This is a genomic window from Streptococcus oralis (assembly GCF_003943395.1).
GTDB classification, from domain to species: domain Bacteria; phylum Bacillota; class Bacilli; order Lactobacillales; family Streptococcaceae; genus Streptococcus; species Streptococcus oralis_BF.
In genome coordinates this window covers 74,913-87,992 of record NZ_RJPJ01000006.1, presented here as the reverse complement: position 1 = coordinate 87,992, position 13,080 = coordinate 74,913, and the positions used below count along the sequence as shown (strand labels likewise).

General features: G+C 41.1%; 12 protein-coding genes. 10 read left to right on the top strand and 2 right to left on the bottom strand.

Annotated elements, in window-relative coordinates; genetic code table 11:
• Window positions 1–49: 49 nt before the first annotated feature.
• The 3 genes from pcsB (at window position 50) to tsf (ending at window position 3,376) form a co-directional block, all read left to right on the top strand.
• Window positions 50–1,255, top strand: a complete 1,206-nt coding sequence (pcsB, locus tag D8802_RS06070) for a peptidoglycan hydrolase PcsB (protein ID WP_125395172.1) — start codon at window positions 50–52, stop codon at window positions 1,253–1,255.
• Between the two features lie 222 nt (window positions 1,256–1,477).
• On the top strand, window positions 1,478–2,257 hold the full coding sequence (gene rpsB, locus D8802_RS06060; RefSeq protein ID WP_000268473.1) for a 30S ribosomal protein S2: 780 nt from the start codon (window positions 1,478–1,480) through the stop codon (window positions 2,255–2,257).
• A gap of 78 nt (window positions 2,258–2,335) precedes the next feature.
• Window positions 2,336–3,376 carry a translation elongation factor Ts gene (gene tsf / locus D8802_RS06055; protein WP_125395170.1) on the top strand — a complete coding sequence of 347 codons (1,041 nt, stop codon included), beginning with the start codon at window positions 2,336–2,338 and terminating at the stop codon, window positions 3,374–3,376.
• A 113-nt stretch (window positions 3,377–3,489) separates the two neighbouring features.
• Here the strand turns inward: tsf and cysK are convergent, their stop codons facing one another.
• Window positions 3,490–4,416: a cysteine synthase A gene (cysK, locus tag D8802_RS06050; protein WP_125395169.1), complete on the bottom strand. Its 927-nt coding sequence runs from the start codon at window positions 4,414–4,416 to the stop codon at window positions 3,490–3,492.
• Between the two features lie 156 nt (window positions 4,417–4,572).
• Window positions 4,573–5,208, bottom strand: a complete 636-nt coding sequence (locus D8802_RS06045; RefSeq protein ID WP_125395168.1) for a YigZ family protein — start codon at window positions 5,206–5,208, stop codon at window positions 4,573–4,575.
• Window positions 5,209–5,264: 56 nt separating this feature from the next.
• Here D8802_RS06045 and D8802_RS06040 point away from each other — a divergent pair, with 56 nt between their 5' ends.
• The 7 genes from D8802_RS06040 to dnaB all read left to right on the top strand — a co-directional run bounded on the left by D8802_RS06040 (window position 5,265) and on the right by dnaB (window position 13,079).
• Window positions 5,265–6,563 carry an ATP-dependent helicase ComFA gene (locus D8802_RS06040; protein ID WP_125395167.1) on the top strand — a complete coding sequence of 433 codons (1,299 nt, stop codon included), beginning with the start codon at window positions 5,265–5,267 and terminating at the stop codon, window positions 6,561–6,563.
• Window positions 6,560–7,222: a ComF family protein gene (locus tag D8802_RS06035; protein ID WP_125395166.1), complete on the top strand. Its 663-nt coding sequence runs from the start codon at window positions 6,560–6,562 to the stop codon at window positions 7,220–7,222. Before D8802_RS06040 ends, D8802_RS06035 begins: the two co-directional genes overlap by 4 nt.
• A 78-nt stretch (window positions 7,223–7,300) precedes the next feature.
• Window positions 7,301–7,849, top strand: a complete 549-nt coding sequence (gene hpf / locus D8802_RS06030; protein WP_125395165.1) for a ribosome hibernation-promoting factor, HPF/YfiA family — start codon at window positions 7,301–7,303, stop codon at window positions 7,847–7,849.
• Window positions 7,850–7,936: 87 nt separating this feature from the next.
• On the top strand, window positions 7,937–9,115 hold the full coding sequence (locus tag D8802_RS06025) for an acetyl-CoA C-acetyltransferase (RefSeq protein ID WP_125395202.1): 1,179 nt from the start codon (window positions 7,937–7,939) through the stop codon (window positions 9,113–9,115).
• A 145-nt stretch (window positions 9,116–9,260) separates the two neighbouring features.
• Window positions 9,261–11,234, top strand: a complete 1,974-nt coding sequence (locus tag D8802_RS06020) for a DHH family phosphoesterase (RefSeq protein WP_125395164.1) — start codon at window positions 9,261–9,263, stop codon at window positions 11,232–11,234.
• Window positions 11,231–11,683 carry a 50S ribosomal protein L9 gene (gene rplI / locus D8802_RS06015; protein ID WP_000864206.1) on the top strand — a complete coding sequence of 151 codons (453 nt, stop codon included), beginning with the start codon at window positions 11,231–11,233 and terminating at the stop codon, window positions 11,681–11,683. Before D8802_RS06020 ends, rplI begins: the two co-directional genes overlap by 4 nt.
• 43 nt (window positions 11,684–11,726) lie before the next feature.
• On the top strand, window positions 11,727–13,079 hold the full coding sequence (gene dnaB / locus D8802_RS06010) for a replicative DNA helicase (protein WP_000852476.1): 1,353 nt from the start codon (window positions 11,727–11,729) through the stop codon (window positions 13,077–13,079).
• The last annotated feature ends 1 nt before the right edge of the window (window position 13,080 follow it).

The following is a 13,080-nucleotide window of genomic DNA, read 5'->3' as shown; positions in this document are numbered from 1 at the left end:
TTTTTTGGTATACTAGTAATGTCTCAAATAGAAGGAGTATCGACAGAATATGAAGAAAAAAATCTTAGCGTCACTTTTGTTAAGTACAGTATTGGTCTCACAGACAGCAATATTGACAACTGTTCGTGCAGAAACAACTGATGAAAAAATTGCTGCTCAAGATAATAAAATTAGCAGTTTAACAGCGCAACAACAAGAAGCTCAAAAGCAAGTGGATCAAATCCAAGGTCAAGTTTCAACAATTCAAGCAGAGCAAGCAAGCTTGCAATCCGAAAACGAAAAATTACAAGCTGAATCTAAAAAACTTGAAGGAGAAATTACAGAGCTTTCTAAAAATATCGTGGCTCGTAATGCTTCTTTAGAAAAACAAGCACGTAGCGCACAGACAAATGGAGCTGCGACTAGCTACATTAATACAATTGTAAACTCAAAATCAATCACAGAAGCCATTTCGCGTGTTGCTGCAATGAGCGAGATTGTATCGGCTAACAACAAAATGTTGGAGCAACAAAAGGCTGATAAAAAAGCAATTTCTGATAAACAAGTAGCCAATAATGAAGCAATCAATACGGTTATTGCTAACCAACAAAAACTGGCTGATGATGCGCAGGCATTGACAACTAAGCAAGCTGAGTTGAAGGTTGCAGAGTTGAATCTTGCTGCTGAAAAAGCTACTGCAGAAGGTGAAAAAGCTAGTTTGCTAGAGAAGAAAGCAGCAGCAGAGGCAGAAGCACGTGCTGCTGCAGAAGCAGAAGCAGCTTACAGAGCACGTCAAACAAGCCAACAGCAGTCGGTTGTTGCTTCTGGAAACACAAGTTTCTCAGCTCAAGTACAGGCAACATCAACAACTGGCGAGGAAGATTCAAGCTACACTCCGGCACCTGCACCAGCGCCTGCTAGACAACGTCCAACTTACAGCTCAAATGCTTCAAGTTATCCAACAGGTGAATGTACTTGGGGAGCTAAGACATTGGCACCTTGGGCTGGAGATTACTGGGGCAACGGAGCTCAGTGGGCAACAAGTGCAGCCGCAGCAGGATTCCGTACAGGTTCAACTCCACAAGTTGGTGCGATTGCATGCTGGAATGATGGTGGTTATGGACACGTAGCGGTTGTTACAGCAGTTTCATCATCAACTCGTATTCAAGTATCAGAATCAAACTACGGTGGAGATCGTACAATCGGAAACAAACGTGGATGGTTCAACCCAACTACAACTTCTGAAGGTTATGTAACATATATCTATCCAAACTAATGTATAAAACGAAGAGACTCAATCGAGTCTCTTTTAATGTTTTTATCTGAAAGTCCTACTAAAATTCTACTAAATAGCTTGAAAATACTGTTGAAATATGATAGAATAAAACTTGTCGTGTAAACGATAATACTCATTCTTGATGAATTGTGAAACTGTTGCCCTTGGGTCGTTTTGCAAGTTGAAATCGAGAAGAGGAAAAAACAAAAAGGAGAAATACTCATGGCAGTAATTTCAATGAAACAACTTCTTGAGGCTGGTGTACACTTTGGTCACCAAACTCGTCGCTGGAACCCTAAGATGGCTAAGTACATCTTCACTGAACGTAACGGAATCCACGTTATCGACTTGCAACAAACTGTAAAATACGCTGACCAAGCATATGACTTTATGCGTGACGCAGCAGCTAATGATGCAGTTGTATTGTTTGTTGGTACTAAGAAACAAGCTGCTGACGCTGTTGCTGAAGAAGCTGTACGTTCAGGTCAATACTTCATCAACCACCGTTGGTTGGGTGGAACTCTTACTAACTGGGGAACTATCCAAAAACGTATTGCTCGTTTGAAAGAAATCAAACGTATGGAAGAAGAAGGAATCTTTGACGTTCTTCCTAAGAAAGAAGTTGCACTTCTTAACAAACAACGTGCACGTCTTGAAAAATTCTTGGGTGGTATCGAAGACATGCCTCGTATCCCAGATGTAATGTACGTAGTTGACCCACATAAAGAACAAATCGCTGTTAAAGAAGCTAAAAAATTGGGTATCCCAGTTGTAGCGATGGTTGACACAAACACTGACCCAGACGATATCGATGTAATCATCCCAGCTAACGATGACGCTATCCGCGCTGTTAAATTGATCACAGCTAAATTGGCTGACGCTATCATCGAAGGACGTCAAGGTGAAGATGCAGCAGCAGTTGAAGCAGAATTTGCAGCTTCAGAAGCTCAAGCAGACTCAATCGAAGAAATCGTTGAAGTTGTAGAAGGCGATAACGCTTAATTCATATAAATAGTAATTACCTAGGAGGGCGGGGCGTAGCCCGGCTCTCCTATTTTTAAAAAATATAGGAGAATCAAAATGGCAGAAATTACAGCTAAACTTGTAAAAGAGTTGCGTGAAAAATCTGGTGCCGGTGTTATGGACGCTAAAAAAGCGCTTGTAGAAACAGACGGTGATATCGAAAAAGCGATCGAATTGCTTCGCGAAAAAGGTATGGCGAAGGCAGCTAAGAAAGCTGACCGTGTTGCTGCAGAAGGTTTGACTGGTGTATTTGTTAACGGTAACGTTGCAGCAGTAGTTGAAGTAAATGCCGAAACTGACTTCGTTGCGAAAAACGCTCAATTCGTTGAGTTGGTAAATGCTACAGCTAAAGTAATTGCTGAAGGAAAACCAGCTAACAACGAAGAAGCACTTGCTTTGACAATGCCTTCAGGTGAAACTCTTGAAGCAGCTTATGTATCTGCAACAGCAACTATCGGAGAAAAAATCTCATTCCGTCGTTTTGCTTTGATCGAAAAAACAGATGCACAGCACTTTGGAGCTTACCAACACAATGGTGGTCGTATCGGTGTTATCTCAGTTATCGAAGGTGGAGACGAAGCTCTTGCTAAACAATTGTCAATGCACATCGCAGCGATGAAACCAACAGTTCTTTCTTACAAAGAATTGGATGAGCAATTTGTTAAAGATGAGTTGGCACAATTGAACCACGTAATCGACCAAGATAACGAAAGCCGTGCAATGGTTGGTAAACCAGCTCTTCCACACTTGAAGTATGGATCAAAAGCACAATTGACTGATGAAGTGATTGCTCAAGCTGAAGCCGATATCAAAGCTGAGTTGGCTGCAGAAGGCAAACCAGAAAAAATCTGGGACAAAATCATTCCAGGTAAAATGGACCGCTTCATGCTTGACAACACTAAAGTTGACCAAGCATACACACTTCTTGCACAAGTATACATCATGGATGACAGCAAGACAGTTGAAGCTTACCTTGAATCAGTAGATGCTTCAGTAGTTGAGTTCGCTCGCTTTGAAGTTGGTGAAGGAATTGAGAAAGCTGCGAACGACTTCGAAGCAGAAGTTGCAGCTACAATGGCAGCAGCCTTGAATAACTAATGATAAAAAAGGAAGCAATTTGCTTCCTTTTTCTTTTGCTGTAGAGAACTTAGATTTTTCTTTAAATTGGTCAAAGAAAAGCCCTATAATAAGGGCTAAGTGCATTTAGGAGACTACACTTCAAATTCATAGAGTGCTGTAGACAGATAACGTTCGCCGTTATCTGGTGCTAAAGCAAGGACTTTCTTACCTGTGCCTAATTTTTTGGCAACCTCAATTGCCCCGTAAATCGCTGCAGCTGAAGAAATCCCAACAAGGAAGCCTTCTTTTCCACCGATTTTACGGCCAAGTGCAAGAGCATCATCTGATGTTACACGGACGATACCGTCATAGGCTTTTGTATCAAGTGTGTCAGGAATAAATCCAGCTGAGATACCTTGAATTTTGTGAGGTCCTGGTTTTTCACCAGACAAGATCGCTGACTCGTCTGCCTCAACTGCATAAACTTGAATGTTTGAATTTGCTGCTTTAAGAGCGTGAGAAACACCTGAAATCGTTCCACCAGTACCAACACCACCCACAAAAGCATCTAGTCCATCAGAACCGAAAGCAGTCAGTATTTCAGCTCCTGTTGTTCTTTCGTGCACTTCTGGGTTAGCTGGATTGTTAAATTGGAGCGGAAGAAAGCCATCGCGTTCAGCTGAGATCTCCTGAGCCTTGGCAATCGCGCCTTTCATTCCTTCGCTACCAGGAGTGAGGACGAGTTCGGCACCATAGGCTTGGATAATCTTACGTCGTTCCACACTCATCGTTTCAGGCATGACGATAACAACTTTATATCCTTTAGCAGCACCTACCCAAGAAAGTCCGATACCAGTATTTCCACTCGTTGCTTCAACAATAGTAGCACCGGGCTTTAGAATACCATCCTGCTCAGCCTTTTCAATCATGCTAAGGGCAATGCGGTCTTTTACTGACGATCCAAGGTTAAAAGCTTCAAGTTTTACATAAACATCTGCAGCACCCTCTGGAACGATATTGTTGAGTTTAACAATTGGTGTTTGTCCGATTAGTTCAGTGATATTGTTATAAATAGTCATAGATATACCTCTTTGTATAAGATGATACTAGTATATCGTGCTCTAGGCTATTTGTAAAATATAGAAATCCTATCGAAGTGATAGGATTTTTTTATATCAAGCATCCAAGCTGTGAATCTGCGAATAGATTTAGTAGGTACGAACTATATTTTTTGTTTACACTAAGTTTACAGGAACCTCAACTTCACGTAAACCTTGATCTGTTAAAGTAACCTTTCCATTAAAAAACTCCACAAGAGCAGCCTTGATATTTTCTTTCTCTTCCTTGTCAACATAAATCATCGTATCGACTTGATCTGTAAAGTTTGTACCCAGCTCCATGAGATGATGTTCTTTAAGAAAGTTACTGTACTCTTGGTATTGAGCATAAGACATTTGAATGGCTATACCAGCCTGCTCTTTGATTTCAATAATGCCAATCTCTTTGACAGCCAAAGCCACACTACCTGCATAAGCACGAATCAAACCGCCAGCACCTAGCTTAATCCCTCCAAAGTAGCGGGTAACTACTACGCAGACATTAGTAAGATTATGATTTTCTAAGACACCGAGCATAGGGACTCCAGCAGTACCACTAGGCTCACCATCATCACTCGTACGCTTGATTTCACTTCGTTCCCCTACAATAAAAGCTGAGCAGTTATGGGTAGCTTTATAGTGTTCTTTTTTGATGGTCGTGATGAAATCACGAGCCTCTTCTTCACTATAGACACGCTTTACATGACAGATAAATCGGGATTTTTTGATTTCTTCTTGGACCTGCCCGTCCTCTTTAATTGTTCTAAATTCCATAATCTAATTGTACTAAAAAAATACCTAAAGTGCTAGATTTTTACGAATAAAGAAGTATGAAAGTAAATCCAAATTATCTCGGTCGCTTGTTTACTAAGAAAGAATTAACCAAAGAAGAACGAGAGGCAGCAGTGAAACTGCCAGCAATGAGAAAAGAGAAGGGGAAACTTTTCTGTCAACGTTGTAATAGTACGATTCTAGAAGAATGGTATTTGCCTATCGGTGCTTACTATTGTAGGGAGTGCTTGCTGATGAAGCGAGTTAGGAGTGATCAAGCTTTATACTATTTTCCACAGGAGGATTTTCCGAAACAAGATGTTCTCAAATGGCGTGGCCAGTTAACCCTTTTTCAGGAGAAGGTATCGGAGGGATTGATTCGAGCAGTCGAAAAGAAAGAACCGACCTTAGTTCATGCTGTCACGGGAGCTGGAAAGACAGAGATGATTTATCAAGTTGTAGCCAAAGTGATTGACGATGGTGGTTCAGTGTGTTTGGCTAGTCCTAGAATTGATGTATGTTTGGAATTGTATAAGCGACTGCAGAGAGACTTTGCTTGTGAGATAGCACTGCTTCATGGCGAATCAGAGCCCTATTTTCGAACTCCCCTAGTGGTTGCAACGACGCATCAGTTATTAAAATTCTATCATGCCTTTGATTTGTTGATAGTAGATGAAGTAGATGCCTTTCCTTATGTTGACAACTCTATGCTTTACTATGCTGTAAAGAATAGTGTAAAGGAGGATGGTCTGAGAATCTTTTTAACAGCGACATCTACAGATGAGTTAGATAAGAAGGTTCGCACAGGAGAATTAAAACGATTGAGCTTGCCCAGACGATTTCATGGAAATCCTTTAATTATTCCAAAACCAGTTTGGTTATCGGATTTTAATCGTTATTTAGATAAGCGTCAGTTGTCACCTAAGTTAAAAACCTTTATTGAGAGGCAGAGAAGAACAGGTTATCCATTGTTAATCTTTTCATCAGAAATTAAAAAAGGCGAGAAACTAAAAGAAATCTTGCAGGTGTATTTTCCAGATGAGAAAATTGGTTTTGTGTCTTCTGTGACAGAAGACCGCTTAGAGCAGGTGCAAGCTTTTCGAGATGGAGAACTAACAATACTGCTCAGTACGACAATATTGGAGCGTGGAGTTACCTTCCCTTGTGTGGATGTTTTCGTAGTAGAAGCTAATCATCGACTCTTTACCAAGTCTAGCTTGATTCAGATTGGTGGGCGAGTTGGGCGTAGTATGGACAGACCAACTGGTGAATTGCTCTTTTTTCATGATGGATTAAATGCTTCAATCAAAAAGGCAATCAAGGAAATCAAACAAATGAACAAGGAGGCAGGTTTATGAGTTGCTTATTGTGTGGTCAAACTACAAAGAGTGATTTGACTTTTAGCAGTCTCTTGCTCTTGAAGAATCAAGAAACACCTCTTTGTTTAACTTGTTCTTTAAGTTTTGAAAGTATTGAACAGGTGCATTGTCCGAGTTGCATGAAAAAAGGAGAGTCAACATATTGTCAAGATTGTAGATTTTGGTGTAAAGAAGGAATCCAAGTTGATCATAAGGCGATTTTCACCTATAACCAAGCGATGAAAGACTTCTTTAGTCGATATAAGTTTGATGGGGATTTTCTTCTTAGAAAAGTTTTCGCTTCTGTTCTTGCTGAGGAATTGAAAAAGTACAGAGACTATGAATTTGTGGTGATTCCCTTAAGTCCTGAAAGATTGCTTGAGAGAGGGTTTAATCAGGTTGAAGGTTTGGTTGAGGCAGCGGGATTCTCTTTTTATGATTTATTAGGAAAAAGAGAAGAGAAAGCTAGTTCTTCTAAGAATCGTTCAGAAAGATTAGCTACTGAGACCCCATTTTTCATTAAAGATGAGACCTCACTTCCTAAGAAGATTTTGCTGATTGATGACATCTATACAACAGGAGCGACTATTAATCGTGTGAAAAGGCTTCTGGAAGAAGCAGGTGTTTTGGAAGTCAAAACTTTTTCCCTTGTAAGATGAGGAAAAATTTGCAAAATGAAAATGAAAGCGTTATAATATAGTTAGAAAAATAAAAATGTTTAGAAAGAAGGTACTTATATGATTAAATATAGTATCCGTGGTGAAAACCTAGAAGTAACAGAAGCAATTCGCAATTATGTAGTTTCTAAACTCGAAAAGATCGAAAAATATTTTCAACCTGAACAAGAGTTGGATGCACGTGTCAACTTGAAAGTTTACCGTGAAAAAACAGCAAAGGTTGAAGTAACAATTCCACTTGGGTCAATTACTCTTCGTGCAGAAGATGTTTCTCAAGATATGTATGGCTCTATCGACCTCGTAACAGATAAAATCGAACGTCAGATTCGTAAAAATAAAACAAAAATCGAACGCAAGAATAAAAATAAGGTTGCAACAAGCCAACTCTTTACAGATGCTCTAGTTGAAGATGCAAATGTTGTGCAGCCAAAAGTGGTTCGTTCAAAACAAATTGATTTAAAACCAATGGATTTGGAAGAAGCTCTTCTTCAAATGGACTTGTTGGGACATGATTTCTTTATCTATGTAGATGTAGAAGATCAAACAACAAATGTTTTGTATCGCCGCGAAGATGGTGAAGTTGGTTTGCTAGAAGTTAAGGAATCATAAAATCTTGACAACTATGTAAAAGTGGTTTACACAATTGTAAACCACTTTTGTATTGCATCATTATAAGAGGTATAAATGGAGGTAGTTATGAAAGACGTGGTGATTGTTTCGGCAGTGCGGACTCCTATAGGCTCCTTTGGAGGAAGCTTGAAGAATGTTTCAGCTGTTGATTTGGGATCTTTGGTCATTAAGAGTGCTTTGGAAAAAGCGAATATTAAACCAGAGCAGGTAGATGAAGTGATTATGGGGAATGTCCTTGGCGCAGGTTTAGGCCAAAACGTGGCTCGCCAAATGAGCATTCATGCAGGACTCCCCGAATTTACACCAGCCTTTACCATCAATAAGGTTTGTGGTTCTGGTTTGAAGGCAGTGCAGTTGGCTGCTCAAGCGATTCGATGTGGCGATGCAGATATTATCGTAGCTGGTGGTGCAGAAAACATGAGTCAGGCGCCATACGTTTTGCCAAGTTTCCGTTGGGGTGGTCGTATGGGCGATTCGAAAGTTGTTGATACCATGCTCAAGGATGGTTTGTCTGATGCCTTTAACGAATACCATATGGGAATTACAGCCGAGAATGTAGCTGAAGAATATGGTGTCAGTCGAGAAGAGCAAGATGCTCTTGCTTTGGAATCACAAAAACGAGCAGTGGCGGCTATAGAATCTGGACGCTTTAAGAAAGAGATTGTGCCAGTGGTTATTCCTCAACATAAAGGTGATCCTATCATTTTTGATACAGATGAATATCCTAGAAAAGATACCAGTTTGGAGAGCTTGTCTAAGCTAGGTCCTGTTTTCAAAAAAGACGGTTCTGTTACGGCGGGAAATGCTTCAGGTATTAATGATGGGGCAGCATCTGTCTTAATCATGAGTGCTGAAAAAGCTGAAGAATTAGGAGTGCCAGTAATTGCCCGCATTCGTTCGTATGCAAGTGCAGGTTTGGACCCTAAGATGATGGGATGTGGACCGATTTATGCGACTCGCAAAGCTCTTGAAAAAGGCAATTTGACAGTTGAAGATCTCGACTTGATTGAGTCAAATGAAGCCTTTGCTGCCCAGGCTTGTGCAGTTGGTAAAACACTTGGTTTCAACACAGATATTGTCAACGTCAATGGTGGCGCCATTGCTCTTGGTCACCCAATTGGGGCTTCCGGTTGCCGTATCCTAGTAACGCTGCTACATGAGATGATGAAACGTGATGCTAAAACTGGCTTAGCAACTCTCTGTATCGGAGGTGGGATGGGGACTGCCCTTATCGTGGAACGTTAGGTGTTAGTGATCTGAACACGTGGGTAGGAGGGTGATGATTCCCTCCTCTTTTTGTGTCTTAAGTTAGAGAAATGAAGGGCTTGCATCTTTTAAAAGGTCGCTTTTTAAGGGTTTTTGTGATATAATAATGCGCAAGAGGTTTAGAATGAAAAAAAATAATTTAATCCCGTTTTCTGCAGTCTTGCTAGGACTTGCAACTTTCGGAACCTTAACAATGCTGATTATTTTTTCACAAAATAATGTTGTAACAATCAGTGCCTTGTTTTTATTTGTACTTCTTTATCTGCTTTTATTCATCTGGCAAAAAAAACGGTATGAAAAGAGCGAAATTGAACAAATCCAATACGTAAACCATCAAGCGGAAGATAGCTTGAACACGCTGCTCGATCAAATGCCAGTTGGTGTTCTGAAGTTAGATTTATCCAGTGGCGAAGTCGAATGGTTTAATCCTTATGCTGAGTTGATTTTGACGACTGAAGAAGGCGAAATTGATGTTGACTTGATTCAAACCATTATCAAAGCTTCTGTGGGGAACCCTGGTTCTTATGCTACCCTAGGGGAAACACGCTATGCCGTTCATATGGACAAGGTTTCGGGTGTCCTGTATTTCTTTGACGTTTCAGGGGAATACGAAGCAACTGTCGAATTGGTAACCAGTCGACCAGTGATTGGGGTTATCTCGGTAGACAACTACGATGATCTAGAAGATGCAACCTCCGACTCCGATATTAGTCATATCAATAGTTTTGTAGCTAATTTTGTTTCAGAATTTGCTAGTAAGTATGCTATGTTTTCTCGGCGTGTGGGTATGGACCGCTTTTATTTATTTACTGATTACACAGTTCTTGAGGGCTTGATGAATGATAAATTCTCTGTGATTGATGCCTTTCGTGAGGAGGCAAAACAGAGACAGCTGCCATTGACCTTGAGCATGGGCTTTTCTTATGGTGATGGAAATCATGATGAGATAGGGAAAGTTGCTCTAAGGAACTTAAACCTAGCTGAGGTTCGTGGTGGGGACCAAGTAGTTGTCAAGGAAAATGATGAAACCAAGAACCCAGTCTACTTTGGTGGTGGTTCCGCAGCCTCTGTTAAGAGAACAAGAACACGTACCAGAGCAATGATGACAGCTATTTCAGATAAAATTAGAAGTGTAGACCAAGTCTTTGTAGTCGGGCACAAGAATCTGGATATGGACGCTTTAGGTTCTGCAGTTGGCATGCAGTTGTTTGCAAATAATATTATTGAGAACAGTTATGCTGTCTATGATGCACAACAAATGTCGCCAGACATTGAGCGCGCCGTCAACTTCTTGGAAAAAGAGGGTGTCACTAAGCTCTTGCCTCTGGCTGATGCGATGAGATTGGTCACCAAGCGCTCTTTGTTGATTTTAGTGGATCATTCCAAGACGGCTTTGACTTTATCGAAAAATTTTTACGAACTGTTCACTCAAACCATTGTCATTGACCATCATAGACGTGATCAGGATTTTCCAGAGAATGCAGTCATCACCTATATCGAAAGTGGAGCAAGTAGTGCGAGTGAGTTGGTCACAGAGTTGATTCAGTTCCAAAATTCTAAGAAAAATCGTTTAAGTCGTATGCAGGCCAGTGTTTTGATGGCTGGTATGATGCTGGATACCAAGAATTTTACATCTCGCGTGACGAGTCGAACCTTTGATGTGGCTAGCTATCTGAGAACACGGGGAAGTGACAGTATCGCAATTCAAGAGATTGCTGCGACAGATTTTGAAGAGTACCGCGAGGTAAATGAACTCATTTTACAAGGTCGTAAGCTGGGTGCCGATGTCTTGATTGCCCAAGCTAAGGACTCAACTACTTATGATACGGTTGTCATCAGTAAGGCTGCCGATGCTATGTTGGCTATGTCTGGTATTGAGGCTAGTTTCGTTCTAGCAAAAAATACACAAGGATTTATCTCTATCTCAGCTCGAAGCCGCAGTAAAATCAATGTGCAACGGATTATGGAAGAACTGGGCGGTGGTGGTCACTTTAACCTAGCTGCTGCGCAGATTAAGGATATGAGTCTATCAGAAGTTGGAGAAAAGTTGACTCAACTAATCTTGGATGAACTAAAAGAAAAGGAGAAAGAAGAATGAAAGTAATCTTTTTAGCAGATGTCAAAGGAAAAGGGAAAAAAGGCGAAATCAAGGAAGTGCCAACTGGCTACGCCCAAAACTTCTTGATTAAAAAGAATTTGGCTAAGGAAGCGACTGCTCAGGCAATCGGTGAATTGCGTGGAAAACAGAAGTCTGAAGAAAAGGCTCATGCAGAGATGTTAGCAGAGGCAAGAGCCATCAAGGCCAAACTCGAAGCAGAAGAGACTGTCGTAGAGTTTGTTGAAAAAGTTGGACCAGATGGCCGTACCTTTGGATCCATCACCAACAAGAAAATTGCAGAAGAATTGCAAAAGCAATTTGGAATCAATATTGACAAGCGTCACATTCAAGTAAAAGCACCAATTCGAGCAGTAGGTTTGATTGATGTACCAGTAAAAATCTACCAAGATGTTACAAGTGTCATCAATCTTCGTGTAAAAGAAGGGTAAGTTTACAACTTCTTGACAAGATTGTAAAAGGAAGGAAAGTCGGATGGCAGAAGTAGAGGAACTGCGAGTTCAACCTCAGGATATTTTGGCCGAACAATCTGTTCTGGGGGCTATTTTTATAGATGAGAGCAAGCTCGTTTTTGTCCGAGAATACATTGATTCTCGAGACTTCTTTAAGTATGCTCATCGGTTGATTTTCCAAGCGATGGTAGACTTGTCGGATCGTGGGGAAGCAATTGATGCGACGACAGTTCGGACGATTTTGGATAGCCAAGGGGATCTCCAAAATATTGGTGGCTTGTCCTATCTTGTTGAAATCGTCAACTCTGTACCAACTTCAGCTAATGCGGAGTATTATGCTAAAATTGTAGCTGAAAAGGCTATGCTACGTCGCTTGATTTCCAAATTGACAGAGTCTGTCAACCAAGCCTATGAGGCTTCTAAGCCTGCAGATGAAATCATTGCTCAGGCTGAAAAGGGGCTCATTGATGTTAGCGAAAACGCCAATCGTAGTGGGTTCAAGAACATCCGAGATATTCTAAATATCAACTTTGGGAACCTAGAAGTTCGGTCACAACAAACAACGGATATCACTGGTATTGCAACGGGCTACCGTGATTTGGACCATATGACGACAGGTCTTCATGAGGAGGAGTTAATTATCCTAGCGGCGCGACCAGCGGTTGGTAAGACGGCCTTTGCTTTGAACATTGCTCAGAACATCGGGACTAAGTTGGACAAGACGGTTGCTATCTTTTCGCTGGAAATGGGTGCGGAAAGTCTAGTAGACCGTATGTTGGCTGCTGAAGGTTTGGTGGAGTCCCATTCTATCCGTACAGGTCAATTGACTGACGAGGAGTGGCAAAAGTATACCATTGCTCAAGGGAACCTAGCTAACGCGAGTATCTATATCGATGATACGCCGGGGATTCGAATCACGGAAATTCGTTCGCGTTCACGCAAACTAGCTCAAGAAACGGGTAATCTAGGATTGATTTTGATCGACTACCTACAGCTTATTACAGGGACTGGTCGTGAGAACCGTCAACAAGAAGTTTCTGAAATTTCTCGTCAGCTAAAAATTCTAGCCAAGGAATTGAAAGTTCCAGTCATTGCTCTTAGTCAGTTATCTCGTGGAGTGGAACAGCGTCAGGATAAGAGACCAGTCTTGTCTGATATTCGTGAATCGGGTTCTATCGAGCAGGATGCAGATATCGTAGCCTTTCTATACCGTGACGACTACTATGATCGTGCGGGTGAAGAAGAGGAAGGAATTCCAAATAACAAGGTAGAGGTTATCATCGAGAAAAACCGTAGTGGAGCTCGCGGAACGGTGGAATTGATTTTCCAAAAAGAATACAATAAATTTTCAAGTATCTCAAAGAGGGAGGCATAAG